The sequence below is a fragment of the Paenibacillus aurantius genome (assembly GCF_032268605.1).
GTDB classification, from domain to species: domain Bacteria; phylum Bacillota; class Bacilli; order Paenibacillales; family NBRC-103111; genus Paenibacillus_AO; species Paenibacillus_AO aurantius.
The window spans coordinates 324,818-350,708 of sequence record NZ_CP130318.1 but is presented as its reverse complement, the minus strand read 5'-3'; the positions used below and the strand labels follow the sequence as shown (position 1 = coordinate 350,708).

The window sequence follows — 25,891 nt, the reverse complement described above, 5'->3', positions numbered from 1 at the left end:
GCCCGAAACCGCCCTGTTCGGACATAAGGAAAGCCGCAGTACGGAACAATTAACCTCAGCATAAGAACCCCGCCTTGTTCCTGTCAATCCTTTTAACCCTCCAGCCGAAAATCGGTAGGATTCCGTGTCCTCTCATACAATGAATTTTGGGTATTGACCAATAACTGTTTAATTCATATACTGTGTACATAAGTTACAGTTTATATAATAAACAGTAAGGAGAGGGTATTCATGACTACCGCAACCACTGTCGCCGTCAAGCCGGCCGGACGCAAGGAATGGATCGCGCTATGCGTGCTGTGTCTCCCCCTGATGATCGTATCGATGGACGTGTCCGTTCTGTTTTTCGCCGCGCCGGACATCGCCGCGGATTTGCGTCCGACGGCCGTCCAACAATTATGGATTTTCGACATTTACGGCTTTGTTCTCGCCGGTCTGCTGCTGACCATGGGAGCTGTTGGCGACCGGATCGGGCGCCGGCGCCTGTTGATGCTGGGCTCCGTGGGATTTGCCCTGTGCTCGTTGTTCGCCGCGTTCTCCCAGACGGCCGAATCCCTGATTGCGGCCCGCGGCGTTCTCGGCATTGCGGGAGCCACCCTCATGCCGTCGACGCTGGCTCTCGTCCGCACGATGTTCCAAGATCCCGATCAGCGGACCAAGGCGATGTCGGTCTGGAGCGCCGTCATGGCCGGCGGGGTCACGGTCGGGCCGATTATCGGCGGCCTGCTCATCCAAGCCTATTCTTGGGGCTCGGTTTTCCTCCTTAACCTCCCCGCCATGGCGCTGCTGCTTCTGACAGCCCCCTTCCTGCTCCCGGAGTCCCGCAGCGCGGATCGCACACGGATCGATGCTTTCAGTTCACTCCTGGCGCTTCTTGCCATCCTGCCCGTAACTTACGGTGTCAAAACACTCGCCGAGGAGGGCTGGGCCCCCTTTCCTGCCGGGATGCTCGCCGCCGGTCTGTTCTTCGGTTTTGTCTTTGTCATGCGTCAATGGACGATCCCCAACCCTTTAATCGATATCCGTGCGCTGATGGAGCGGCGGACCGGAGGCTCCATCCTCATTAACCTGATCGCCACCTTCACGCTTATGGCAAGCGCCCTGGTCAACACCCAGTTTCTCCAATCGGTACTGGGGTACTCGCCGCTTGCGGCCGCCCTGTGGAGCATTCTGCCCTCGGTTGCCGTCGGGGCGGCGGCGCCGGTAGCCGCCAAGCTCTCGATTACGCACGGAAGGCCCCGCATCATGGCCGCCGGGTTCGTGCTGTCGGCGATCGGGTTCGTCCTCCTGACCCAGGTCCGGCTGGAAGGCTTCTCTCCGCTCACGGTCATGCTCGTTGGCGCCGGACTGGTTGCAGCCGGAATCGTATCGGTCATGACCCTCGTCACCGATTATGTCGTGGGGGTGGCGCCGGCCGATCGGGCGGGAGCGGTCGGGGGCCTCCTGGAAACGTCCAGCGAGCTCGGCGGCGCCTTCGGCATCGCGCTTCTCGGCTGCGTCCTCTCGGCCATCTACCGCCATACCGTATCGCCCCTTCTGCCGGCCGGCCTCTCGCCGGAGGCCGCCTCCGCCGCCAAGCAAACCATTGCGGGCGCCTCCGCCGCTTCCCAGCAGCTGCCAACTGAAGCGGCAGCTCAAGTCATGACGGCCTCGCGGGAAGCGTTCATGACGGCCATGCACGCCACCTCCCTCACAGCCGGCGTCATCCTGCTCCTGGCCTCGGTCGCCACGGCGGTAATGCTCCGCGAGAAAACGAAAATCATAAGCCCTGCCGCCTAGTGCCTTATCTGCAAATGAGGTTCTGCTTTCCAAATGATTCTTCGGGCGCCTACCGAAACTTTCTCGCCAACAAAGTTACCGGATAAGGCACTAGCATAAGGCCGCAAAAATAAAAAAGACGACAGAGAAAAGGCCACGGCCTTTCCCTGTCGTCTTTTTTATCCCTTACCCCTGGCTGGAGTCCCTTCGGCCGGTTTTTTTCCGCTCCAGATACTGCTCAATCCCGTCCAGAATCCGCTCCAAGCCGAAGTCGATGTCATCGCCGACGGTATTCTCGCTTTCCTTCTCTCCGGTATAGACGCCGGACATGACGATCGGATACAGATTCGGATAGGGATCCGGCTTGACCAAGGCCTTAAGCGCCGCCGAGTAAGGGACCCCGCTGAACGTTTCCTCACTGGAACCGGCCTGAACCGCCCGGAGGATGTCCCTCTTCAGCATTCCGCTGGAACGGACATAACCGCTCAGGAGCAGAACGATGGACATTTTCTCGAAATCGTCCAGAGGCATGTCCCGCAAAGGGCGAAGCGCCCAATCCACCATTTGCAAAGTATTAGGCAGGATCGGCAGGCTGGAGATTGGGATGTCCCCATACCACGGATGGTCGACAAAAACGCCGATCGTTGCCATCACGTATTCCCGCATACTTTCACGCCATTCGTGGGCAGGTCTCTCATCCGGCAGCGGAATATCGCATACCGCATCCTGCATGAGAAGCAGCAGATCATCCTTGCTCGGAATATAGCGGTAGAGCGCCATCGCCGAGAAACCGAGCTCCGACGCCACCCGGTTCATCGAGACGGCGCTCAAGCCATCCTTGTCCGCGATGTCCACCGCCTTCCGGACGATTTGCTCAATGCTCATCTCCCGCTTAGGTCCGCGCTGCGGCGGCTTCACCAAGCCCCAGCCAAGCGCCGCACCGGCGGGGAGCCGCTTCACCGCTTCCTCTGGAGTGATATCCGGTTTGGCCATCTGCTTTTCCCCCTCTGTTATTCAAAGCCGGCTATGGATACGGGTGTCGCAGCCAAGCCGCCCGAAAAATGTTTATACTGTAAACAGTATACCATAGGAAAGATTAGCGGGAAAAGGGAGCGGCCGCTTAGCTGCTTCCGCAATCGAGCCGCCAGATGACTTACACCATCCCCAATACTTCCCGTGTTGTAGCGATGCGGGCGAACTCCTCGTGCAGGTTCACCAGGGTCATCTCGTGAATCTGCTCAGGAGGGTAATAGGTCCCGTCCGGACCGCGGCGGCCGAAGGTTGCGCAGGCATCCTCCACCAGGATCGGTTGGAACCCGAGGTTGCCCGCCATACGGGTGGTCGTCTCCACGCAATGGTTCGTGGTCAGGCCGGCGATCACCAGCTGCTCACAGCCCAACCGCCGGAGAGAAGGTTCCAGATCGGTTCCAATGAACGAGCTGTTCACCGTTTTGCGAAAGACGGGCTCCCCCTCGACCGGCTCCAGACCTTCTTTAAAGGCACACGTCGGTTGATCGGGATGGAACAGCGAAGATTCGGACCGGGAGAGGTGCTGGACGAACCAAACCGGTCTTCCCGAGGCTCTCCAGGCGGCGAGCAGGAGCTTGAGATTCGCTTCGGCCTCCGGATGGTTGCGCTCTCCCCATTTCGGATCGTCGAACGCCTTCTGAACATCAATGATCAGCAGCGGTGTATGGGATAACAGGTTCATGTCGTCAGCCTCCGTTTTTTCGATGCCCTCATTGTAGCGAAAGGAGGAGTTCATTTACACCCTATGGCCAATGTGTTTTAATGGATGGACTTAAGAATGCAAGGAATATAAGAGGGAATGCTTTATTTAGAAAGGAGACCTCCACGTGGACCAGGTCGATCAGGGAATTTTAAAGGAGCTTCAGGCCAACGCCCGCCTTTCCATGAAAGAGCTGGGCCAGCGCATCGGGTTAACCGCCCCCGCGGCGGCGGAACGGGTCAAGAAGCTGGAGGAGCGCGGCATTATCGAGGCGTATCGGGCGGCGTTGAACCCGGAGGCGTTGAACAAACGGGTGACGGCCTTCATTTTGTTTGAGACGGAACGGTGCAAGGCGTTTGCGGAATTCTGCCAAGGCCACCCCGAGGTGATGGAGTGTCACCGGCTCGCGGGGCAATACAGCTACCTGGTGAAGCTGGTCACGGAATCGGTCCGCACGATGGAGGCTTTTATCGACCAGGCACTTCCCTATGGAAAATCCTCCACGCACATTCAACTCTCTTCGCCGGTGGAATATAAGAGCTTTTAGGGGAAGGGAATGTGCTAATCCTTTTTTGTTTTCTTTACGTAAAGAAAAAACCTTGTCTCTTGGATTAACTTAGATCGTATGTGCTCCAACCCGCTTTTTCAATGTCTTGGTGCAGCCGTATGAACTCCTTTTTAGGGCGGAGACAGAAAAGTGAACGCACAAACTCGACTTTAACACGAGGGTTACTGAAGAACTCCACATACATAGGCTTTGCTGTTATATCACGCCAAGCAACCGTTTTACAATGATGCCGCAGGTTTCGTTCCTCCTCTAAGGATAAACGGTTCTTGGCTGCCATGTAACTAACAAATTCGCTTTTGCATGTTTCAAAATCAAGAAATCCCTCCGCCTTGTTCCTGTCCCTGTACCACAAGCCCTTTTCATCCAGGCTCTTAACATGTATACCTCTCATTAAGCATGTTTCCCCCTAACGTTTCCCCCGGTGCTTGACCCGGTACATGGCCGCATCAGCGTGGCCCAACAACGTCTCCAAAGAGTCGCCGTCCTCGGGGAAGAAGGCGGCGCCCACACTAGCGGTAACCGCGAGGGAACGGCCGTTCACCACAAGAGGCCCGGAGAGAACCTTCCGGATCCGCTCCTGTAAGGCCATCAGGTCTTCCCGGTTTCTCAGGTAGGGTTGAAGAACCGTGAACTCGTCGCCTCCCCAGCGAGCCACCACGCCGTCGCTTTCCGCCGCCGCGGCCAGCCTCCGGGCCACTTCGACCAGGAGCCGATCGCCCATCTCATGGCCGAACGTATCGTTAATATCCTTAAATCCATTCAGATCCACCACCAAAAGGCCGTGCAGCCCTTTGGACTCCTTCAGCAGCAGGCTGACCCGGCTCTTGAACAGACGCCGGTTCGGCAGATCCGTCAGCATGTCATGGTAAGCCAGGTGAGCGATGGTCTCCTCCGCTTCCTTGCGTTCGGTAATGTCGCGCCCCACCCCAATTACCTGGAGGATGTCGCCCGAGACGCTGCGGATGTATTCGACGGTCGTTTCATACCAGCGGTAGCTTCCGTTCTTATGCCGAACCCGGCCGGTAAACCGCACCGTGTTCTGGTCAAGCACGACCGTCTGGTGATGCTCCCGCAGTTTGATATTGTCATCCGGATGATTGAAGGCGGCGGCCGGCTGGCCCACTACTTCTTCCGGGGCATAGCCGAGCAAGTCCGTTACCGTGGGAGAAATGTACGTAAAGAAGCGATCGGGCGAATAAGCCGAGATGATGTTCTGGGATTTTTCCGAGAGGAACGTGAACATCTCCTGGGTGGAGGTTCCTTCCCTTTCCGGTTGCCCAGGAGAGGTGACCTCTTCCAGGGTGAGAAGCTTGTACCCTTCCTTCCCCTTCCCCTCATAAGGAAGGCAGGTCATCCGGACATGGACCAGATGCCCCCTTTGATGCAGAACAGCGGCTTCCGACTTGACACTCCCGCCTCCGCTGCAGGCCGGCCTGCTCACCAAGTGTTCCCACGTTTTTTGACGCAGCTTCTCCTCGGTGTAGCCAAGCATATGAACCAAGGAAGCGTTTACCTCTATAAAATAACCATCTCCATCCACGATCGCCATTCCATCCGGGTGATGGTCGAAAGCATACGTCAGAAGCTCGGTCCGTTGATGCAAATCATTATCGGGCATTATTCCGTTATCCACCTTTTAGTAAAAAACCATGATGTTCTCTCCCCTTCATTATATAGGCAAAAGGACCCGGACAAAATGACTAAAACGAAACTTTCCCCCCGGAAACGGTTGATCGGCGGGAATGGCCTGTGATACGATGCCTTTACCCCAACGACAGGAGTGGAAGAGGCGCATGTAAGGTATTCTTGCTAATCGGGAACATAATAAAAACCGGTCCGACCGACAGGCTGAAGCTGCAAAGCCGCCTTGTTTTATTATGGGATTAACAAGAAGCACGTTACGCCTTCCTTCCACTCAAAGAACAGTCAAGTCCCTCCCCGCCGGGGGTGAATTGACCATATCCGAATTTGAGCTGCAGGAAGGAGTCCCTTTCCGGCAGCTTTTGTTTTTTGGAAAAGGAGGATGGATTCTATGTCGATGATCCAAGTGAGCCATTTAACCTTCGCTTATGAAGGCAGCTACGATAATGTTTTTGAGGACGTCAGCTTTACGCTCGACACGGACTGGAGGCTCGGCCTTACCGGGAGGAACGGCCGGGGAAAGACCACGCTGCTGAAGCTGCTCATGGGCCAATACGAATACGTAGGAACGATCTCCGCCCAGGTGGAGTTCGACTATTTCCCCTTTTCGGTCGAACATCCCGAATACCTGACCATGGATGTCATCGAGGAGTTTTACCCGGACTATGTGGATTGGGAACTCCGGAGAGAGCTTTCCCTTCTCCAGGTTTCGGAGGATGTCTTGTACCGTCCCTTCGATTCCTTGTCGAACGGGGAACAGACGAAGGTCATGCTGGCCGCGCTGTTTCTGAAGGAGAATCATTTTCTGCTGATTGACGAACCGACCAACCATCTGGATAGGGAAGCGCGGGAGCTGGTCAGTCAATACCTGAAGACGAAGAGCGGCTTCATTCTGGTCTCTCACGACCGGGCGTTCCTGGACACCAGCGTCGACCATATTCTCTCCATTAACAAGACGAACATCGAGATCCAGCAGGGAACCTTCTCGGACTGGTGGGAGGGCAAGCAGAGGCAGGACCAGTACGAGCTTGCGGAGAACGAGAAGCTGAAGAAGGACATCAAGCGTCTCGCCCAAGCCGCGGAGCGCACCAATAAGTGGTCGCACGAGGTGGAGAAGACCAAGAACGGCACCCTCAATTCGGGGTCCAAGGTAGATAAAGGCTATGTCGGCCATAAAGCGGCCAAGATGATGAAGCGGTCGAAGAGCCTGGAGAACCGGCAGCAAGCGGCGATGGAGGAGAAATCGGCCCTGTTGAAGAATATCGAGAGCTCCGAAAATCTCAAGCTGTCCCAGCTGACCTATCACAAAACCCAGCTTGCCGAGCTGGACCGCGTGTCGATCTATTACGGGGACAAACCCGTTTGCACGGATGTCAGTTTTACCATAGAAAAAGGCGAGCGAATCGCCCTTTCCGGCCGAAACGGCTCCGGCAAATCGAGCCTTCTCAAGCTCCTCGTTGGCGAGGATCCTCCTACCTATACGGGGACCTTCCGGATCGGGAGCCAGCTGAAGATCTCCTATGTCTCCCAGGACACCTCGCACTTGCAGGGTACGTTAACGGAGTACGCGAATGCTTATGGGGTTGAGGAAAGTCTCTTCAAAGCGATCCTGCGCAAGCTGGATTTCGCCCGGATCCAATTTGAGAAGGACATCTCTTCTTACAGTGGAGGCCAGAAGAAAAAAGTGCTCCTCGCCCGAAGCTTGTGCGAGGAAGTTCACCTCCATGTCTGGGACGAACCGCTCAACTTTATCGATGTGCTCTCCCGGATGCAGATCGAACAACTGCTGCTAGAATACAACCCGACAATGGTGTTCGTCGAGCACGACCGGGAATTCTGCAGACGAATGGCGACTAAGATCGTCCAGTTGTAAGCGGCTTACTCCGCGATAAAGTAGCTATAAACCTTTTATCGAATCCTGTCGATAAATAGGAGGTAAGGCCTACCTACCCATTTATCCAGGAGGAGAATATTTAATGAGAAAACGGTTTCTCAAACCGATCGCCGTCCTGACGATCGGGGCTCTGTTGACGCTTCCCGCCATGGCTAGCGCCCAGGAGCCTGCATCCGCGAATGCGGGCCATGCTGGACCAAGCAAAATTTCCAATGATTTCAAGGATTTGGCTGGCGTGGATGCCGCTTTGAAGGCCAAAATCGATGCTCTGCTGTCCAAAGGGGTCTTCGACGGGGTAAGCGACGACACCTTTGGAATCGACCAGAACATGACCCGCGCCCAGTTTGCCAAAGTCCTATCGTTAATCTATGGAGTCAAGGTGGACTCCTCCGTCAAATCCTCCACCTTCTCCGACGTGCATGCCGATGATGCCGCGAACGGCTGGGCGCTTCCATATATTGAAGCGGCTAAGAAGGCCGGCCTCATCGACGGGATGACGGACACCACCTTCGATCCCGGCGATAACCTGACGATGGGCCAATTCGCCACCGCCCTGGTCAAAGGCCTCGGCAAGAAAGTGGATGTGTCGGGCAACCCGTGGTACTCCGATGCCGTTAAACTGGCGATCGAAACCAAAGTGCTGCCGGAAGGAACCGACGGGAGCAAGCTGACCACCCGGACCGATCTGATCGTGGGAGCTTACGGAGGGCAGCAGGCGTATGAGGCGGCTAAGCCAACGCCTACTCCGACACCGACGCCTACACCGACGTCAACCGCGACACCTACTCCAACCGATCCGCCGGTTTACACGGACCCGGTTCCGTCTTCGACGCCGAGTCCGACACCGGCTCCTAGCGAGACGCCCGTTCCTAGCCAAACCCCGGCTCCAATTGAAACACCGGTGCCGACAGTTGCCGCGCCTTCGGCAAATCCTTCGGGAGGGATAGTCTTGTACGAAACTAAGGTATCGCTTAGTTCCTCCACGGAGGGAGCGACCATTTATTACACAATGGACGGAAGCACGCCTACCGTGAACAGCTCGGTTTACGGCCCCGACACTATAATTGAGATTATCGAGGCTAAGACCATCAAGGCGATTGCCGTAAAAGAAGGCATGGCGGACAGTGCCGTGATGAGCGAATCGTATACGGTTTACCTAGTCGTCACTCCTCCTTCCCCTCTGCCCGTTGTACCTCCAACGGTTAGCAACGCCGTCTATGAGCTGGGTGGCATTCTGAAAGTCACGTTTAATCTGCCGGTGGATGAAGCAAGCGCTGAGAATGTTGAGAATTATCAGTTGTTTAATATGTTTATAGGACCGATGGGGACCGGCTTTAATCCATCCACTGCCACACTTGTCAGCCCTACCGAGGTAGTCCTTGATATAAGCAATTGGTACATCCCACCATTCCTCGGCCAGTCTTTTATCCAAATCAGCATTACGGGTGTAAAAGGTGAGTCCGGACAGGAAACTCCCTTCGGCAACGGCAGCATTTCGTGTCAGATAATACTCTCCGAAACTCTATATAACTAACAAAGAGCCCCTATAATCCCTGGGAACCTCTAACGAGGCAACCTATGGATTATAGGGGTCTTTTTCGCGGAAAGGGTATACCACAATCTTTATGGGCTCTGCATTAGCCTAGAAACCATGCTCTCCAATTGCATCCCTCTGGATCCTTTTACGAGAACGAGATCCTGGGGGTTAAGGTTCTGCCATAACTCCTCGGCTGCTTCCTCTTTGCTCGCAAAAGCCTTTACCTTGCCTTCCGGAAACCGCTTGGCCGCTTCTTGGGCAATGTGAGCGGCAAGCTCCCCAACGGTATAGACATAATCCATTCGGCGAGGATCCAGGGACCATCCAATTTCCCGATGAAATTCCTGCTCCTTGGGTCCAAGCTCCAACATATCCCCCAGCACCGCAAACTTTCGGATATAACCCGGGAGGTCCTGAAAGGTTTCGATGGCGGAAGCCATGGAAACGGGACTGGCATTCCACGCATCGTTGAGGATGGTAAACCCTCGGGGGGCGTCGATTTTTTCCATCCTCATCTTCGTGACTTGAAGAAGGGTAAAGCCCTCTGCAACTTGTTCCGGACCGAGTCCCAGCTGGTAGGCGGCAGCCGTGGCACACAGCGCATTGGAAATGTTGTGCGCACCCAGGATCGGAAGATGAAACTCCTCCTTCCTCACTTTGAAAGAAGAGCCTTCTGCATCGCTTTTGATAATTTCAGCCCGGTACTCGTTATGCTCCGCTTCGCCTATTCGGATCAGGGAAACAGCATTCGAACCAATGACTTCCTGGACTCGTTCGGCCAGCAGGGGCTCATCTCCGTTGTAGATCAATGTCCCGCCATCCTTCAACCCATTTACTATTTCCAGCTTCGCGTTGGCGATTTCTTCGCGTGAACCGAGTGTCGACAAATGGGACACCCCAATCATGGTAATCACGGCGATATCCGGCTGGACCATTCGGGAAAGCCGGTCTATTTGGCCGCGTTCACTCATGCCCATTTCAATTACAGCTACTTCCGAATCCTTATCTATCTCCAGCAAGGTCAAGGGAACACCAATTTGACTGTTTAAGTTACCCAACGTCTTATGTACACGGTAGTTGGTTTGCAGCACGGAAGTGAGGATATCTTTGGTCGTGGTCTTGCCATTGCTGCCCGTTACCGCAATCGTTGTGACAGGCAGCTCCCCCCGATAGGCGGCCGCCAACTTTTGAAGGGCTTGTAAACCATCATCGACATAGATAAGAGGAAGATGATGAGGCGGGCTAGGATGATCGGTCTGCCATAGAGAGGCTGCAGCTCCTTTGGCTATCGCCTCCTCCACATAATGATGGCCATCCAGCTGTCTGATTAGAGGAATAAAAAGATTGCCTGGCTTGACGGTTCTCGAATCGATGGATACTCCTTCGATCGTTATATCGTCATAGGACGGAGACAGTCCCTTTCCCCCGGTCATTTGTTCTATAGCTTTTAGTCGTTTTTGAATCATGGACTCAGCACTCCTCCTGCAGGGGATCAAATCGGCCTGCACTCCAAGGAATTTATTCCTTGGAAGCAGGGAGTATGCTCAGAGGAAGCCCAGGTAGGCTTAAAAAGCCCTCCTAACAAGAAGATCGCCCTGTCCGCATTTTACCAGGACGGGGCGATCTCCGAAATGGCTCTTTTCTTCTTACAGCTTTTGCAGAGCTTCCGCAATGGAATCTTCCCCGGAAATCAGATCGAACGCCTTGTTGTAGGTGCGCTCCTCGGTTAAGGCAGCCAGGACCGTTCGGGCCACATCCTCCCGGGGGATGCTTCCCCTGGTCAGGTTGGGGGCCGCCAAGACCTTTCCCGTCCCCGGTTCATTCAGAAGACCACCCGGACGGATAATGGTATAGGTTAAGCCGCTCGCTTCGAGAAGCTTATCAGCGTAATGCTTTGCGGCATAATAAGGACGAATGGAATCGCTCCAATTCTCCCGGTTATGAGCCTGCAGGGCGCTTACCATAAGGAACCGTTGGATGCCCACCTTCTCCGCGGCTTCTATCATTTTGCCGGCTCCGTCTAGATCGATCAGAAGCGTCTTGTCGTATCCGGTCTGGCCGCCCGACCCTGCCGTAAAGACAATGGCCTCACATCCTTTGGCCGCTTTCGCCAGTTCCTCTACCGTTCCCTCCAGATCGGCCACCACCGTCTCGATGCCCTGGGCCGCATAAGAAGCGGCTTGTTCTTCCTTTCGCACCATGGCTATGGCGGTGTGCTCCCCGCTCTCGCTTACTAACGGAATCAGGTGCCGGCCTACCTGTCCATTTGCTCCGACTACTAGTACCTTCAACGCCAACACTCCTTCATGGGGATTTTCTTTATCGGGTTTCCTTATATTTCCCCAATCCCTTTAGTGAATAATCCCCGAGGCTTCATCTGGACGATTCCTCCAGCATATACCGGGCCCTGGATTCCCGGTCTCCATATAGAAGAATGTCGCTGTTCGTACGGGGATCCCCCACCGTATAAACCGTAAACGGGTCTGTCGCGTCTCCAGCCGTAAGACGGCCTTGTTCACATTTCATATACCCCAGCTTCATGCCAGGCTCGGCCGCGGGGCTCCTTTCCTTCAAAAGGTACGTCTTCCCCGCGAATGCCAGTTCCTCCGGCAGTTTCCCGCACGAGGCGGCAGGAGAAGCAGCTGGTCTTTCCTTGGAAACAGCCGCGGGTGCGAAAGGAGCCGGTTCGGCTGTCCGGGAAGGCTCCTGGGAATTAGAATCAACCGGTTTGCCGCCGGTAAGGGCACACCCGCTAAGCCATAGAATCATGATCAAAACAACAAGGGGCCGTATGGAGAAAACCATCACCGCCAATCCTCCTCCGTCAGATCCGCTACGACGGCCATCGCCGCTTTGCTGCCGGAGGCCGCGGCATGGATCAATTGGGAAGGCATCACATAGGCGGAATCCCCGGCTGCGTACACTCCTGCTGCGGTGGTCCGGCCCATTTCGTCTATAACCATCCCTCCGTTTGGAGTCGTTTGATAGCCCAGCGCTTCCTCAAACCGGGCATTCGGCCGCTGAAGGGGAGCGATAAATCCCCCGCTTCGCTCGATCTGTGTGCCGTTCCCAAAATAAATCCGTTCCAACCGCCCGTTCTGCCCGGAAAAGGCAACGACAGGAGCATGGACAACAGGTATATTCCGGGAGGCAAGCTGGGCCTTCTGTTCGGCCGTCAGAATGTCCCTGCCGTTGGTACACACCACCACATCCCGCGTCCAATTGAGCAGCATTTTGGCCATATGAAACACGCCCGGCTGATCGGAAATAGCCGCAAGCTTTTGATCGCGCAGCTCCCAGCCGTCACAAAACGGGCAGACAAAAAGGCTTTTTCCGTAGAAGTTGTGAAATCCCTCTATAGGGGGGAACGCATCCTTCAACCCGGCCGCCACGATCAGCTTGCGGGCCTGCACACGCTCTCCCGTAGAGGTGAGAAGAAGGAATCCAGCCCCTGTCCTCCGAATGTCCATCACCTCGGTCTGAATGTGCCGGACCGTCGGATATCGGAGGACCTCCTCGTAAGCCACGCGGCGGAACTCGGCGGGCTTTACTCCGTCCCTGGTCAGGAATCCGTGAGAAGCGTGCGTCACTCCGTTCCTCGGCTGGTTGGCATCCAACAGGGCAACGGTTCGTCTCGCTCTGCCGAGCACTAGCGCTGCATTCAACCCTGCCGGTCCTCCGCCGACAATCGCACAGTCATAGCTCATACGCCCATCTCCTCTCTTCCTCTATTTTATGGTGAGATGTTCCTTTCCAAGCTTTCTCGCCAACTCGATCATTTTGGTATTTCTTAAGTGCTCCTCCATGGCCTTTTCCGCGGCCCGCATCTCCTGATGGATAATACAACGGGAATCTTCTTCGTCGCAGCATTCGAAGAGCGAAGCCACTCCCTCTATGGCATGGATGATATCCAGAAAGGATATCTCTTCTTTCCGGCTCTTCAGCCGATAGCCCCCGTTTGCTCCCGGAGTGGATTCAATCAGCCCCGCTTTCACCAGCTTAGTGAGTATTTTCGATAGGTACGTAGAGGAAACCCCCTGCCTGTCGGCCAGCTGCTGAACGCCCACCGGCTTATCCGGCCCGATGGCACTTAAATAAAGCATGGTGTGAAGAGCATAGTTGGTTGCTTTGGAATATTTCATCTTCTCCTCCAATCATAGACTTCATGTATCCATGATAACCGCGTTTCGATCGGCCTGTCAATTAATTAAAAGCATGCAAAAGGCTCCGGGATCTCTCCCGGAGCCTTCAAAATCATTTCAGCCTGGATGCCATCAAGCTGGTCCCTTGAGCCCGGGGAAACGGCCCGGCCCGATGGATTTAATTCTTTTCAAAGCCATAATCCCGTTCGACCTTGCAGATTCTCGTTTTGTAGCTGAGGTACCAATCCGACTTCCCTCTTTTTTGAGCCATCAGATGTCGTTCGTTCTGTTTCCAGTTTTGGATAGCTTCCAGGGATTCCCAGTAGGAAACCGTAATGCCCAAGCCTTCTCTGGCGCTTTCTACGCCTAGAAATCCAGGCTGAACCGATGCCAGGTTGACCATTTCCTCTGCCATTTCCTCATAGCCTTGGTCCCCCTCCGATCTTTCCGATGTAAAAATAACCGCGTAATACGGGGGCTGGGGCGTTTTTGCTATTTCGCTCATAGTCTCCCTCCTGCCGAAGTTTGGATAAGACTATATTATCATTAAATTATAAGATCGGCGCTAGATCCAGTCGGGACTCACCCAAAACAGAACTCCTTAAACAAGCACACCAAGGCGGATCAGCCGACGCGGCGGGAGCGTGCCAGTGTTAGCCAAGCCAAGACTACGCCGGCCAGCCCCACTAGGATGGCCACGATGGCCCCCGCCCGCCCGTTACCGGTACCGAAACCACCGGTGGTGTTGGCCAGATGCAGCCCAGCGAGCACTATACCAATCAGCCCCACTACCGCAGCCACGATAGCCCCGGTTCGTCCGTTACCGGTACCGAAACGGCCGGCGGAGCGGGCCCAAGACAACCCGCCGATGATGACGCTGATCAGCCCCACTACCGCGGCTATGATGGTCCGGAGTCGCCCGGGGGTTAATCCGTATCCGACGTTACCGTCGGTCACTTCGGCCGAGGCTATGGTGGGCACAAGCAAAAGGATGCCCAGCATAAGGATGGAAACCAGCTTTATTTTCATTATTACCTACTCCTTTGGTTGTTTTTATAAATCCCCGATCCCGTATGGCTCGAACGGCTCCATGGACCCGTTGCAGGGTAGATTCCACGTTCCCTCGTTGCCCGAATCATTCATTCATTTCTCCCCTCCGTTCTTGTTTTGTGCAGGCGATCTCCTCCGGTTCACCGCCAGTTTAACCAACAAATGTCGAGAACTTATGCAGATCTTCCTCTTTATTGGTGGATTTCTTCAAGGATTTGTTCAAGCACGGTATAATTCGGGGTAAGGGGCGGGTTCTCGCTCTGAAGGAGACCAAACGAGAAAGAGGGGATGGCCATGGAACCGAAATTGTTGCTGGTAGAGGACGAACCAGGCATGCTGGAGGAAATGCATACCTATCTGCAGCGGGAAGGATTTCAGGTCTTGACCGCCTGTACCGGCAAGGAAGCCCTTACCATTGCCCGGTCGGAACGGCCGGACCTCATCGTGCTGGATTGGATGCTTCCCGAGAAGAGCGGTATCGACGTATGCCGGGAAATAAGGCAAACCTTGTATTGCGGAATTATAATGGTCACCGCCCGATCGGAAGAGGCGGATAAAATCGTCGGTCTGGAAATCGGGGCAGACGACTATTTGACGAAGCCGTTCAGCTTGCGGGAGCTCTCCTCGCGCATCCGGGCGGTGCTGCGCCGCTTGCGCGGTCCGGAAGAGAGGTTGATGGTGTTGGAAAGAGACAACTTGATCATTTCCGAGGCCAAATGCCAGGTATTCCAAGACGGCCGGGAGATTCAGCTGACCCCGACGGAATTCAAAATTTTATATACGTTGGCGGCACGGCCCGGAATCGTTTTCAGCCGCCTCCAACTATTAAGATCCGCACTCGAGGACGAATATATGGGATACGAACGAACCATGGATTCCCATATTCGGAATCTTCGCCGTAAGCTGGGAGACGATCCGGCCCATCCTCGTTATATTCAAACGGTATACGGTTTCGGTTACCGGTTCGGTGAACCATCATGACGACGTTGACGGTACGCCATAAAATCTTTATCTTCATGGGACTGGTCGTTCTTCTCCTCGGTGGTACTCATGCTGTAACCAAACAAGCCTACATGGAATCTCTCTTCGATCAATTTCGTCAGGAAGAAATCGGCGCCTCTTATTTGAACGCACCGCCCGAAGAACAAATCGAGCTGTTGAAGACTTACGTTTCAGGTAAGATGCAGAACTTGATGCTGGGCAATTCGGTCTTTTTCGTGGCCATCGGCCTCTTCGTGAGTTTATGGATTTCGGGAGTGCTGACGCGCCCGCTTAGGAAACTCGTAGCCGCTATCGAACGCGTCGCCCAGGGCGATCTGGACGTAACCGTTCCCGTCCAAACCAAAGACGAATACGGGAAAGTCATCCAGACATTCAACGACATGACGCTTCGGCTCCGGGAAGCGGAAGGCGCCCGCAGGAGGTTGGTAGCGGATGTGGCTCATGAGCTTCGAACCCCGCTGTCTATCATGCAGCTAAAGTTAGAAAATGCTCAACAGGCCGGTCAGGACGTCCCTCCGGAGATGCTGCTCAGACTCCATGACGAGGTGATCCGCTTGGGGCTGCTTGTGGAAGACCTTCATGTTTTATCACTTGCGGAAGCGGGCCGGTTGGCACTGGATTGCAAACCGCTCGATCTGGCGGCAAAGCTTGAACAACTCGTGGATGATGTTCGAATGGAGGCGGAGGAGAACGGATTGGCAATGAGCTTTCATTCGAACACGAAACCCGTAATGGTGAGGGCCGACGCGAGACGGATCACCCAGGTGTTCATCAATTTGTTGACCAACGCCATTCGCTATACATCGGAAGGCGGGAAGATTTCAGTTGTCATGGAAGACAAGGTCCTGGATCGGAATTCCGTCTATGCCTGTGTCTCCGTGATCGATACGGGCATCGGCATTCCAGCCGAGGAGCTGGCCCACCTGTTCGATCGTTTCTATCGCGTGGAAAAAGCCCGTTCCCGGCATACCGGCGGAACGGGCCTTGGCTTATCGATCGCTCATCATTTGGTCCGAGCCCACGGCGGGTTCATCCGCGTTGCGAGTGAGCCGGATCAAGGGACGACCTTTGCCGTTTATTTGCCTTTGGATAAGTGAGATTTTCCAATACCCACAAGATTGACGTAACCGCGATGCCTTGCGGAACGGCTGCTAAGGTCCAGGTCATTTTCTTAATCGATGACCCAGAGCAGCGGTTGACGAATGGCCATATTTCGCCTCACTTCTTCATTGGTCGGGCTTTGTTCGAGATGGCGCCAAAGATTTACATATTCTTCCTTGCCCCAAGCTAACCCGGCAAAGAGCGGATACGACATTCCTACCGGCCAATCTTCATAGTGCTCTATATCCTGCTGATAGGGCCAGCTGTCTTTATCCGTAAGATAGGGAAACAGGAATTCCATTCCTTTTCGAATGCTCCTCCCATCTGGCAGTGTGTATTCCCATAGATTATCGGCAGGGGTAGATAGAATGTGACATAGGGTCACCATGTTATCCAAGACAAAATTGGAGTAGCTGTAAGGCTTCGTGCGACACAATTCATGCGGGAAACTTCCGTCCTCCGCCATCTGTTCAGGAAGCAGCGTATGTTTATAACTCTCTCGGCATAACTCCATCATGCTCTGATTTTCAGTAAAGACACCAAAAGAAGCCGCCTGCACAAACCAACACACGCTGTGGTTGTTTCGTTCGTTCATTTCCTTCCGTCCGTTCAGATGGGTGCTTATCCATTGCAAATAATCGGAGAACCATGCCCCCCTAGAAAGTGAACTATTATAATCTCCCCTATCCATCGATGTCCGATGGAAACCCATAAAGTCTCCACGGCTTCAGTCCGCCGAACGGTCGGACAGGCCTTCCTGAGGGTGTAACCGGATGCATTCGAAATTCCGGCACGGCCTCCGTCGAGTATAAGAACGCTTCCTCGCCCTTGCGAAGGTTCAGGAGTATCGACTCCGCACCCGCCGCTGCTTCAGCCCTATATTCTTGATCGGAGCCTGTGATTTTCCAGCGAATCCTACCGGTCCAACCGGTTCGGATCAGGCATGGTTCTCCCTCCAGACTCTTCACCCGGATCCACTCGGTTACCCCGTTCTTTCGCATCGCACTAACCAAGAAGGCGCCCTCAGCTCGCAAATCGTGAAAAGCCGCATCTTGCCATTCCTCCGGCACCGCCGGGAAGATGCGAAGCGTACCGCCCCAGCTCTGCAGCAGCATATCATGGATGGCTTCAGACCCGGCCAGCGGCGTTTCCATCACGGGCCCGGCTTCCTTGTACATGGTATTGGCCTTCAATAGGAGCAGGAGTGCTTTCAGATATCGAAGCGCTTCACTCCCCCGTCCTAAGACAGCGGCAATGGAGGCTGCGCCGGTCAGACTGAAGCCTCTAAGATCCCCTTCCTTCTGAATCCAATGCTGAAGCGACTTCTCGATAAGCTGTCGTTCTTCTTCGGTATCGCAGCCAACCAGATGTAAGGGAAAGACAGCAAGCAGGTGGCTAAAATGCCGGTGACCGTAAGCAAGAGGCGTATCTTTTCCGATCATGAAGCCCGTTTCGTCAACCGGAAGCGGAGTTAAACGCTCAAGCACATCGCGCCATTGATCCTGAAGCGGCTCGTCAACTCCTAGCCTTTCGCAGCTATTAAGCAGAGTCTCACAGCCCCAACGGAGCAGCGAAAGATCATAATGACAATCACGCACCCTGGTCTTCATGAAGGAGCCGTATTCCGGAGATATGGTGGCCGGCAGATGCAAGCGCCCATCCTCTTCCTCCTCAAGGAGATGCAGGTAATAATTAATGCTTCTGCGCAGAAGCGGATATAATAGATTTCTCAGCATATCCTCATTCATAGAGTAACGATACTGCCGCCAGAGATTATGACAAATCCAAGTAAGATTCCCCACCTCGTCATCTACTTCACTATGAAGATCGAAGCTGCAGCTGCGGCCAAGTCCGGCGGAATCATGACGGTATTTCCCATCGACATTACGGATCAGCTGCTCTTGATTGTTGTGCAGCGCACGAACCAAGGATTCTCCGATATCCAGGCGGTTGGAGGCATACACGGGGGAATAGCTCATCTGGACATTCATGTTAAACCAGATGCCTGCCCACGGTGTAGGTGCCAGCCAAGGACCTTGATTATCCATGATCGGGTTGTCCCTTCTCGTAGCGGAAGCCAACTTATACACCTGGATCCAGTAAAAGCTTTCAAGCTGTCCGTCTGGCAAGGAAACGAAACTTTGCTGATAATAACGATGCCACCACGCCCGGTGGGCGTTTACCCATTCCTCGTAATCGGCGCCGGAGGCACGCTGAACGGCTTGGACCGCCCCTTCCTTAGCCTTCTCATCGCACCCATTGGTTATGGAAATATAGAATAACCTGCGCTTATCGGGCAGCTGCACTTCCTTCCATGCCGTAACGCAGCCTTCCTTCCCGTTATATTCTTGAAAACAAACATGAATTCCGTTATCAACCGTCCTTGTTATCTTAGCCTCGGGAATAAACTGATTCAGATTCCTTCCATCGGCATTTCGTAAGACCGGATCCACTTCCGCATGCGCATACCAGACGATGCCGGCATCCTTCTCCCCTTCGCTTGTCTCGAGCTCGATCACCATGACCGGTTCTTCACTGTGAACGAACGAGTGCAGCTTCGCTTCGCCGCAAGTAGTGGTAACGTGGGCTCTCATTTCCGCATTCCATAGGTCTAGCCGGAGCTGCGTAGGATGATAAATCATGCCGCTAAGCTCCAGATCTATTTCGCCAATAGGAACACGGGGAGGGAAACCCGGGCGATCCGTCCGGGCCGCTGTCACATCCGTGCGTCCTGTGATAAAGCGGAGAACATGACGCTTCTTCGCATGCTCCTCCCCATAAATCATGGCTCCTATCAATCCGTTTCCGATGAAGGCCCCCTCGTCCCAGGAAACCGGTTTTACGACCCACTCCATGTCGTTTGGTGCGAGGAACTGTTCCCAGTCCAGTTCAATAGCCATACCCTCCGTATTCCTGCCTTCCAAGCCTATGTCCCCCCTATCCTTTGATGGCACCGATCAGTGCCCCTTTCACAAAATACTTCTGCAAGAACGGATACACCAGCAGAATCGGTACCGTGGCCACAATGATCGTAGCGTACTTTAAAGTCACCGTCAGCATCGCCATATCGGAATCGGACGCTCCGACGGCCATGGTGCTTGCCTCTCCCTGAAGCAGAATTTCCCGCAAAATCAGCTGCAGCGGATACATCGAGCGATCCTGCAGGAAGATCAGCGCATGGAACCAGGAATTCCAGTGGCTTACACCGTAATAAAGGAGCATAACCGCGATGACCGGCAGCGATAAGGGCAGAATGATCCGGAAGAGAATCACCAAATCGTTGGCCCCATCCATTTTCGCCGATTCCTCCAAAGCATCGGGAATCGCTTCGAAGGCGGTTTTCATAAGAATCAGATTAAAGGTATTGATGGCATGAGGAATAATCAGAGCCCACAGTGTATTTGCGAGGCCTACTCCTTTAACCGTTAAATAAAAAGGAATCAATCCCCCGCTGAAGAACATGGTGAAAACAATAAACAGCATGATTGGTTTGCGGTACTTCAGGCTTTTCCGGGATAAGGAATAGGCGCCCAGGGAGGTGAGCAGAAGATTAAAACACAGGCCTACCAATACGACAAAGAAGGTATTTCCATATCCCTTCAGAATCATCGGATTGGCGAAAACGCTGGAATAGGCCTCGAGCGAAAAGCCCAGCGGCTTCCAAAGGAACCCGTTGAAGGCCATAAGCTGATTGGCATTGCTTAAAGAGGCTAGGACTACATAAATTAAAGGATATATGGTAATCAGCATCAAGAAGGTCAAGAACAACGTATTGGCTGCGTCAAAACATCTCTCCGAGAAAGTCGGTCGATTCATAACAATCCCCCCTACCAAAGGCTCGTATCATTTAATTTTCTACTGAGCCAATTCGAAAACACAAGCAATGTGAAATTGACGGCGGAGTTAAACAAGCCCACGGCAGAGCTAAAGCTGTAATTAAAATCCTGGAGACCCACCCGGTACACATAGGAGGAGACTACGTCCGCTGTTTCATAGGTGCCCGGGTTGTACAACAGAATGATTTTTTCGAAGCCTACATTCATCATCCGTCCTGTTTCGAGAATGAGAAGGATAACGATCGTCGGCATAATTCCCGGAATCGTGACGTGAAGCATCTGCTTCCAGCGTCCCGCTCCATCCATACGAGCCGCTTCATATTGCTCGGGATCAATGCCGGTTAGAGCAGCCAAGTAAATGATGGTGCCCCATCCAATGTGCTGCCAGATGCCTGAGGAAACGTAGACGGTCCGAAAGAACTCGGGCTCTAGCAGGAAGGTGGATCTTTCGGCTCCAAACCAAGCCATCAAGTCATTGATGATGCCTTCACGGGAGGTAAAATCCTTCACAATCCCGCAAATGACCACAAGTGAGATAAAATGAGGCATGTAGGTAACCGTCTGGACGGTTCGTTTAAATAAAGAATGTTTAACTTCGTTCAACAGCAGCGCTAAGATAACAGGGGCCGGGAAACCGAAAATCAATTCATAGAAACTGATAAGAATCGTATTCTTGATGGTTCTCCAAAAATAAGCACCGGTGAAAAAGGTTTCAAAATGCTCGAAGCCAACCCAATCGCTTCCCAGAATCCCCAGGCGGGGGGAATAATCCTTAAAAGCAATAATGGCACCATACATGGGGGCATAATGAAATACTGTATAGTACAATAACACCGGAAGAAGCATGACATACAGCAGCTTATTTTTTCTAATATCCAGGAGCAGGCCTAATGCCCTTGGCTTCTTATTCCCGATGGGACTTGTTAGTGCTTCCTGATTCATCACCGTCATATTCTCCCCTCCATTCCTGCGATGTCCTTTTACAGGAGAACGTGTCTGCCTAGGGCGGACACGTTCTCCTGTTATTAATTCATTTGTTACCGCTTGTTGTATCGGTCATAAGCGTCCTGGTAGATTTTAACTACCTTATCACTGCCCATGGTTTTAATCCGCTGCACATACTCATCGAATTTATCAATCGGCTCTTTGCCCATAATAAATTTAACGAACATTTCTTCCTTATAGCTGGAAATAGCGGTATTGATTTTCGCCACCTCTTTGCTTTCTTCCACGGTAGGTGTGATAAACATCGGCATCACGTGCTTCCCTGCATCCGTTTGCTCCCAAATTTGAATTGCTTCATCCTGTTCCTTGTACGTATTGAAGCTCTTTCTGGAATCGCCGAGGAAAGGTCCGTTCGGTTTCGTATATTGGGAAACCATCTGCTGAAGATTGTACTTCGGATCCTTCGTAATCTTGTCCGCGAAGGTCGGCTTACCGTTCTCCATGGTGTAGCTTTCTCCTTCGATACCGAAGTTGAACAGCAGAGCCCCCTTCTCGCTGTAGGCATAATCCAGCCACTTCACGGCAAGCTCAGGATTCTTCGCTGCTGCCGTGACGGCTTTACTTGCAGCCGGATTGAATTTGAAATCACGCTGACCGATAAACGCCCGCTCGCCCTTCTTCAGCGTCGGATAAGGAGCGGCAACCAGCTGGAACTTCGGATCCTGCTTCTTACCGGAGTCCATCCAGCGGCCCATGCCTCCGCTCAACAAGCCGACCGTTGCCCCGGATGCGCTGCTCAGCATTTTGTTATCGAGTGATTTCGAGTCTGTATTGAGTGCGAAATCTCTGTCGATGAGGCCTTCCTGATACCATTTGCGCAGCAAGGTCAAGGCGTCTTTAAATTGCGGATCGATCGGCCCGTATTTCACTTTTCCCTGATCGTCAATATAGTAACGGTTCGCCGTCTTGAACGCTCCGATGAAGGCGTCCTGAATGTTCAGCTCGTTGGTGTATTGCGCCGTGAAGGGAGCGCTTGCATTTTTCTTCTCTTTGAATGCTTTTAGGACGGTGTACCATTCATCGATCGTAGTCGGTACGGGCAATTGCAGCTCATCGAGCCAATCCTTCCGGATCATCGGACCGCGAAACACAAGGCCATTGTCCGGACGAATCATTGGAAATACATAATATTTGCCGCTATCCGTTTTCAGCATTTTATCAAGCTCTTTATCCTGCTGCAAAAGCTTCTTTAAGTTCGGCGCATGCTTATCGATAAGTTCGTTTAAAGGAACAATGACTTTATCTGAGACCGCTTTCTCAGGTCCCCCGGGGTAAGAGTTATTCCAATCGTATTCGATTACATCCGTCAGGTTGTTCGATGCAATCAACAGGTTAAATTGCTCCTTCGATTGGCCATCCGCCGGGTGAGAATACTTCACCTTAATGCCGGTTTCCTTCTCCAGCTGCTTGCCGAACGGCGAGTCTGCCAGATTCGGTACGAAGGTGGTTAAGTTGGTATTGATCTGCTCCCAGGAAGTCAGCGTTTCTGTAGTGCTAACGGGATATTTGCCTGCTTCCGCAGCGGGTGTCGCGGACGGCTTCGGCGATGCGGTCCCTCCATCCTTTGTGCTGGTGCACGCGGCAAGCAAGCTTGTTGATGCCAAGACAACGGAAACAGCTACCCCGATGGATTTATTCTTTGAACGTTTCCCCATTGTAAATCCCCCTAATGTAGGCTAAGTAAGTTATGGCAGCGCACGGGACAGCGGTTCTGTGCACCCATGCGTTATTATGAGCCGACCGCAGCAGATTTGAACATCATCAAAAAGCGAAATTCGTCTGTAAAATCGGTACTACTCTTTCTTCAAAACTAGAAGGCTAGCTCCAAAAACCTAAAAAGCCGCACTAAGCGGCTCTTCCTTGGAAAATGGTTACAGTATGTCTTTGTATTTGCCTGGCGTAATGCCCTCGTATTTCTTAAAAACCCGATTAAACGTGTTAATATCGGAGTATCCCACTCTTCTGGCCACTTCCATAATGGAACCGGCTTCTTCAGAAAGAAGCCTTTTGGCTTTCTCAATCCGGGTTTTGTTGATGAATTCCAACAGAGCTTCCCCCGTTTGTGCCTTGAACTGCTTGGATAAATAAGAAGGTGTCAGCCGGAAGGCTTCTCCAATCATCGCAATATTGAGGTTATCGGAGCTATAATGCTCCCGGACATAGGCGATGACCTTCTGGCTCAGCAGGTTGTTATCCTGCTTCCTCTCCTCCTGGATGGATTGACAAACCTGCCTTAACACGTCCCCGATCTGTATCTTCATTTCCTTAATCGTTTCGCAGGCAGTGAGCCGGTCTACCGCGTTCACTCTGTTCAAGAATTCCCGCTTGTCGCTTGCCCCAATCTCATCTATTGTTTTGAGCATGGTACTAATGAGATCAAACATGAGACACTTGGCCATCGGCACAGATAACGAGGCATCCGATTCATTGATTTCGACGACCTCGTCGATCAACGCTTTAGACTTCTCATAATCACCTGTTTTCACAAAATTAATGAGCTGCTGCTCAACAGGTAACGGATAATAATAGCTTGTGCTCTCCCGAACGGAGCCTTCCCTTGGCAAATCCTCATAACGGATAATTTCGCCGCTTCCCATCACGAAGCGATACTCCAGCCCAGCCAGAGCATCCTGATAGGCTCCGGTTATCCCTTCCAGCTCCTGATGGATACCGCTTACAGCAATCGTCAAGCGGATATGGAAGTGATCCTGAACGAACTGCTTGACTTGCTCAGCGATCCGCGTTAGATCATCCGTCTCGTACCCTTCTTGTAAATTAATAATACATGCCAGCATATCATCTATCTCGGCAGCCATCGCGTAATGTCTGCTGCCCGCTACTTCCTCGGCCACGTTCATAATAATGAAGTGGACGAGTCTCACCTTCTGAGGCTCTACAAAACCGGTCTCCATGAATTTGCCGTAATGATCCACTTGGAAGAGCAGCACCGCGAAATCAGGTGAGGTAAGGTTTATGTTATGCGCCGCGAGAGATTCGTACACAGGCACGTTCTGATCCAAGCGCCCCTTCAGCAGACCTTGTAAGAAATGGGATCGAATCGCATTTCGATGCTGCTCGAGCCGCTGCCCGATTCTTTCTTTTTCCGCGAAGGTGTTGTTTAGAGCAGCTTGCAAATAGCCGTATTCGTTCGAGCCTTCTTCAAAGGAGATGCCTGACCGGGTGGATAAGTTTCGGATCAGCGAATGGAGCGGGTTATAGTTTCGTTTTACGAATAGGAACGTCACCAGTCCACCGATCAGAATGCTGAGCGTTAAGCTTACATAGATCAGCTTCTTAACATATTTCATCTTCTCATCGAACAACTCGGAGGGCATGATAGAAACATATTTCCAGCCGCTGCTTTTCGAGGTGGTATAGGAGACGGCAATCTCTTCTCCTGACAGTTCACCATACAACAAGCCATTCTTACCCGCCAATCTATCGTAAGATAAAAATTCGGAATAGTTGGTCTTTGGTCCATGGGAGGCTATGAGTTGATTATTCTTATCTATAACAGCAACCGTTGTTTGGTTCATGGGACTGATATTTTCAAGCAGCTTCGTTTCCTTGATGATAAACAGGATAACCGCTCCCGGCTGTTCCGGGTTATCCAGCAGAATCGATTTGGCATACATGACAGCTTTCACCGGTTGTCCATTCTCTGAGAGCGTTACCGGTGCGTATTCCTGGATATATCTTTTGCCAAAAAAAACATTCCACTCGTCATAATTCACACTTTCTTGCCCCGAGATATTCTCCATTAGCTTTCGGCTATTGATAGGTTCATGCGTCGAAACCACCGTGTCGCTATTCTTATAGTAAACATAGATCTCTTCGATAAAGTCGTTGGCCATCTTATATACTCGAAGATCGCCGGCTAAACTAATAATTTCGTAATAATCACTGTCCGAGAAAGGTTTGGGTGCATTAATAAAACCGGCAAGACGCTTGCTTAACGCCATCTCTACGCTCAACCGTTCAATGCCGCTGAGATTATTATCAATGGCCTGCTCCATCTGTTGAAGAAGCGCTTCGTTGGCGCGATTCACCTCAGACACAACCACATGCCAGGTTGCCGTGTATAGGATAATACTGATTACAATCGGAACAAGCAGAACAGAGATATAAGAGAGGAGCCAACTGACTATGATGCTCTGTTTACTAAGACGAATTTTGCGAAGGCTCATACCCGTTTTCCCCCGTTACCCACAAGATATCTGCTTCTCATTTTACACCATTGGCAGGTAGAGCGGCGGATGCAAAACAGCAGGGCCCGACTGTCCTTACGGAAGCCGTCCCTGCTTCAACCGTTTATATAGAATCCAACCTAGGCATCCCTACTCCAACCGCTTCTGCCCTCGTGGCGGACTGTATATCCTTATTTATACAGAAAACCTTCGGGAAGGGAAATCGTTAAAAGGTAAAATCAACCTTCAAATTCCCTACTGACTATCTTTAATTTATAATATCCATAGGTAACCACCTCAATGATTGAAGGAGGCCAGGCTTCTCGATTTCTTTTACAGATAAGCCAACAAAAAGATTTGGCTTTTCCCATCCAATGACGTTAGCATATGACAAATAAATATAGAGCCTATCCAGAGTAACAAACGGCAGCCATACTTCGG

The 25,891-nt window shown here is 52.6% G+C and carries 22 protein-coding genes; 6 read left to right on the top strand and 16 right to left on the bottom strand.

The window, feature by feature from the left end; translation table 11 throughout:
- Window positions 1-231 precede the first annotated feature (231 nt).
- The gene (locus MJA45_RS01775; RefSeq protein ID WP_315605584.1) at window positions 232-1,779 is read left to right on the top strand and encodes an MFS transporter; all 1,548 of its coding nucleotides are present in this window, start codon (window positions 232-234) and stop codon (window positions 1,777-1,779) included.
- 165 nt (window positions 1,780-1,944) lie between these two features.
- Here the strand turns inward: MJA45_RS01775 and MJA45_RS01770 are convergent, their stop codons facing one another.
- Together MJA45_RS01770 and MJA45_RS01765 are read right to left on the bottom strand one after the other, a co-directional pair.
- On the bottom strand, window positions 1,945-2,751 hold the full coding sequence (locus MJA45_RS01770) for a TetR/AcrR family transcriptional regulator (protein WP_315605583.1): 807 nt from the start codon (window positions 2,749-2,751) through the stop codon (window positions 1,945-1,947).
- A 160-nt stretch (window positions 2,752-2,911) separates the two neighbouring features.
- Window positions 2,912-3,469: a cysteine hydrolase family protein gene (locus MJA45_RS01765; protein ID WP_315605582.1), complete on the bottom strand. Its 558-nt coding sequence runs from the start codon at window positions 3,467-3,469 to the stop codon at window positions 2,912-2,914.
- 145 nt (window positions 3,470-3,614) lie between these two features.
- Between MJA45_RS01765 and MJA45_RS01760 the strand changes: the two genes are divergently transcribed.
- Window positions 3,615-4,034 (top strand): Lrp/AsnC family transcriptional regulator, encoded by a 420-nt coding sequence (locus tag MJA45_RS01760; RefSeq protein ID WP_315605581.1) that lies wholly within the window; start codon window positions 3,615-3,617, stop codon window positions 4,032-4,034.
- A gap of 427 nt (window positions 4,035-4,461) precedes the next feature.
- On the opposite strand, the gene MJA45_RS01755 is transcribed toward MJA45_RS01760, so the two are convergent.
- The gene (locus MJA45_RS01755; RefSeq protein ID WP_315605580.1) at window positions 4,462-5,688 is read right to left on the bottom strand and encodes a sensor domain-containing protein; all 1,227 of its coding nucleotides are present in this window, start codon (window positions 5,686-5,688) and stop codon (window positions 4,462-4,464) included.
- A 399-nt stretch (window positions 5,689-6,087) separates the two neighbouring features.
- Here MJA45_RS01755 and abc-f point away from each other — a divergent pair, with 399 nt between their 5' ends.
- Both abc-f and MJA45_RS01745 read left to right on the top strand, forming a co-directional pair.
- The gene (gene abc-f / locus MJA45_RS01750) at window positions 6,088-7,569 is read left to right on the top strand and encodes a ribosomal protection-like ABC-F family protein (protein WP_315605579.1); all 1,482 of its coding nucleotides are present in this window, start codon (window positions 6,088-6,090) and stop codon (window positions 7,567-7,569) included.
- Between the two features lie 103 nt (window positions 7,570-7,672).
- On the top strand, window positions 7,673-9,124 hold the full coding sequence (locus tag MJA45_RS01745) for a chitobiase/beta-hexosaminidase C-terminal domain-containing protein (protein ID WP_315605578.1): 1,452 nt from the start codon (window positions 7,673-7,675) through the stop codon (window positions 9,122-9,124).
- An 89-nt stretch (window positions 9,125-9,213) separates the two neighbouring features.
- On the opposite strand, the gene MJA45_RS01740 is transcribed toward MJA45_RS01745, so the two are convergent.
- The 7 genes from MJA45_RS01740 to MJA45_RS01710 all read right to left on the bottom strand — a co-directional run bounded on the left by MJA45_RS01740 (window position 9,214) and on the right by MJA45_RS01710 (window position 14,298).
- A complete protein-coding gene (locus MJA45_RS01740) occupies window positions 9,214-10,593 on the bottom strand; it encodes a UDP-N-acetylmuramoyl-tripeptide--D-alanyl-D-alanine ligase (protein WP_315605577.1) in 1,380 nt (459 codons plus the stop codon).
- Between the two features lie 180 nt (window positions 10,594-10,773).
- A complete protein-coding gene (locus MJA45_RS01735; RefSeq protein WP_315605576.1) occupies window positions 10,774-11,418 on the bottom strand; it encodes an SDR family oxidoreductase in 645 nt (214 codons plus the stop codon).
- An 82-nt stretch (window positions 11,419-11,500) separates the two neighbouring features.
- Window positions 11,501-11,896 carry a hypothetical protein gene (locus MJA45_RS01730; protein WP_315605575.1) on the bottom strand — a complete coding sequence of 132 codons (396 nt, stop codon included), beginning with the start codon at window positions 11,894-11,896 and terminating at the stop codon, window positions 11,501-11,503.
- Window positions 11,897-11,931: 35 nt separating this feature from the next.
- Window positions 11,932-12,834, bottom strand: coding sequence for an NAD(P)/FAD-dependent oxidoreductase (locus MJA45_RS01725; RefSeq protein ID WP_315605574.1), 903 nt, complete (start codon window positions 12,832-12,834; stop codon window positions 11,932-11,934).
- Between the two features lie 21 nt (window positions 12,835-12,855).
- Entirely contained in the window at window positions 12,856-13,269 is a 414-nt protein-coding gene (locus tag MJA45_RS01720) for an RrF2 family transcriptional regulator (RefSeq protein ID WP_315605573.1), read from the bottom strand.
- A 178-nt stretch (window positions 13,270-13,447) separates the two neighbouring features.
- The gene (locus tag MJA45_RS01715; RefSeq protein WP_315605572.1) at window positions 13,448-13,774 is read right to left on the bottom strand and encodes an antibiotic biosynthesis monooxygenase family protein; all 327 of its coding nucleotides are present in this window, start codon (window positions 13,772-13,774) and stop codon (window positions 13,448-13,450) included.
- Between the two features lie 119 nt (window positions 13,775-13,893).
- A complete protein-coding gene (locus MJA45_RS01710; protein ID WP_315605571.1) occupies window positions 13,894-14,298 on the bottom strand; it encodes a DUF6223 family protein in 405 nt (134 codons plus the stop codon).
- 315 nt (window positions 14,299-14,613) lie between these two features.
- Between MJA45_RS01710 and MJA45_RS01705 the strand changes: the two genes are divergently transcribed.
- Together MJA45_RS01705 and MJA45_RS01700 are read left to right on the top strand one after the other, a co-directional pair.
- Entirely contained in the window at window positions 14,614-15,300 is a 687-nt protein-coding gene (locus MJA45_RS01705; RefSeq protein WP_315605570.1) for a response regulator transcription factor, read from the top strand.
- The gene (locus MJA45_RS01700; protein ID WP_315605569.1) at window positions 15,297-16,418 is read left to right on the top strand and encodes a sensor histidine kinase; all 1,122 of its coding nucleotides are present in this window, start codon (window positions 15,297-15,299) and stop codon (window positions 16,416-16,418) included. Before MJA45_RS01705 ends, MJA45_RS01700 begins: the two co-directional genes overlap by 4 nt.
- 74 nt (window positions 16,419-16,492) lie before the next feature.
- On the opposite strand, the gene MJA45_RS01695 is transcribed toward MJA45_RS01700, so the two are convergent.
- The 6 genes from MJA45_RS01695 to MJA45_RS01670 all read right to left on the bottom strand — a co-directional run bounded on the left by MJA45_RS01695 (window position 16,493) and on the right by MJA45_RS01670 (window position 25,450).
- Complete coding sequence (locus tag MJA45_RS01695) at window positions 16,493-17,113, bottom strand: alginate lyase family protein (RefSeq protein WP_407083099.1); 621 nt, start codon at window positions 17,111-17,113, stop codon at window positions 16,493-16,495.
- Window positions 17,106-19,322, bottom strand: a complete 2,217-nt coding sequence (locus MJA45_RS01690; RefSeq protein WP_315605567.1) for a glycosyl hydrolase family 95 catalytic domain-containing protein — start codon at window positions 19,320-19,322, stop codon at window positions 17,106-17,108. The genes MJA45_RS01695 and MJA45_RS01690 overlap by 8 nt, the downstream gene beginning before the upstream one ends.
- Before the next feature lie 37 nt (window positions 19,323-19,359).
- Window positions 19,360-20,238, bottom strand: a complete 879-nt coding sequence (locus MJA45_RS01685; protein WP_315605566.1) for a carbohydrate ABC transporter permease — start codon at window positions 20,236-20,238, stop codon at window positions 19,360-19,362.
- An 11-nt stretch (window positions 20,239-20,249) separates the two neighbouring features.
- The gene (locus tag MJA45_RS01680) at window positions 20,250-21,209 is read right to left on the bottom strand and encodes an ABC transporter permease (RefSeq protein WP_315605565.1); all 960 of its coding nucleotides are present in this window, start codon (window positions 21,207-21,209) and stop codon (window positions 20,250-20,252) included.
- 86 nt (window positions 21,210-21,295) lie between these two features.
- A complete protein-coding gene (locus tag MJA45_RS01675) occupies window positions 21,296-22,918 on the bottom strand; it encodes an extracellular solute-binding protein (protein ID WP_315605564.1) in 1,623 nt (540 codons plus the stop codon).
- 216 nt (window positions 22,919-23,134) lie between these two features.
- Entirely contained in the window at window positions 23,135-25,450 is a 2,316-nt protein-coding gene (locus tag MJA45_RS01670; RefSeq protein WP_315605563.1) for a helix-turn-helix domain-containing protein, read from the bottom strand.
- Between the last annotated feature and the right edge of the window lie 441 nt (window positions 25,451-25,891).

Bases quoted from the DNA above. Each gene is read 5' to 3' on its own strand.
- MJA45_RS01775 (WP_315605584.1), top strand. From the start codon at position 232: ATGACTACCGCAACCACTGTCGCCGTCAAGCCGGCCGGACGCAAGGAA.
- MJA45_RS01770 (WP_315605583.1), bottom strand. From the start codon at position 2,751: ATGGCCAAACCGGATATCACTCCAGAGGAAGCGGTGAAGCGGCTCCCC.
- MJA45_RS01765 (WP_315605582.1), bottom strand. From the start codon at position 3,469: ATGAACCTGTTATCCCATACACCGCTGCTGATCATTGATGTTCAGAAG.
- abc-f (WP_315605579.1), top strand. From the start codon at position 6,088: ATGTCGATGATCCAAGTGAGCCATTTAACCTTCGCTTATGAAGGCAGC.
- MJA45_RS01745 (WP_315605578.1), top strand. From the start codon at position 7,673: ATGAGAAAACGGTTTCTCAAACCGATCGCCGTCCTGACGATCGGGGCT.
- MJA45_RS01740 (WP_315605577.1), bottom strand. From the start codon at position 10,593: ATGATTCAAAAACGACTAAAAGCTATAGAACAAATGACCGGGGGAAAG.
- MJA45_RS01730 (WP_315605575.1), bottom strand. From the start codon at position 11,896: ATGATTCTATGGCTTAGCGGGTGTGCCCTTACCGGCGGCAAACCGGTT.
- MJA45_RS01725 (WP_315605574.1), bottom strand. From the start codon at position 12,834: ATGAGCTATGACTGTGCGATTGTCGGCGGAGGACCGGCAGGGTTGAAT.
- MJA45_RS01720 (WP_315605573.1), bottom strand. From the start codon at position 13,269: ATGAAATATTCCAAAGCAACCAACTATGCTCTTCACACCATGCTTTAT.
- MJA45_RS01715 (WP_315605572.1), bottom strand. From the start codon at position 13,774: ATGAGCGAAATAGCAAAAACGCCCCAGCCCCCGTATTACGCGGTTATT.
- MJA45_RS01710 (WP_315605571.1), bottom strand. From the start codon at position 14,298: ATGAAAATAAAGCTGGTTTCCATCCTTATGCTGGGCATCCTTTTGCTT.
- MJA45_RS01705 (WP_315605570.1), top strand. From the start codon at position 14,614: ATGGAACCGAAATTGTTGCTGGTAGAGGACGAACCAGGCATGCTGGAG.
- MJA45_RS01700 (WP_315605569.1), top strand. From the start codon at position 15,297: ATGACGACGTTGACGGTACGCCATAAAATCTTTATCTTCATGGGACTG.
- MJA45_RS01695 (WP_407083099.1), bottom strand. From the start codon at position 17,113: ATGGATAGGGGAGATTATAATAGTTCACTTTCTAGGGGGGCATGGTTC.
- MJA45_RS01690 (WP_315605567.1), bottom strand. From the start codon at position 19,322: ATGGCTATTGAACTGGACTGGGAACAGTTCCTCGCACCAAACGACATG.
- MJA45_RS01685 (WP_315605566.1), bottom strand. From the start codon at position 20,238: ATGAATCGACCGACTTTCTCGGAGAGATGTTTTGACGCAGCCAATACG.
- MJA45_RS01680 (WP_315605565.1), bottom strand. From the start codon at position 21,209: ATGACGGTGATGAATCAGGAAGCACTAACAAGTCCCATCGGGAATAAG.
- MJA45_RS01675 (WP_315605564.1), bottom strand. From the start codon at position 22,918: ATGGGGAAACGTTCAAAGAATAAATCCATCGGGGTAGCTGTTTCCGTT.
- MJA45_RS01670 (WP_315605563.1), bottom strand. From the start codon at position 25,450: ATGAGCCTTCGCAAAATTCGTCTTAGTAAACAGAGCATCATAGTCAGT.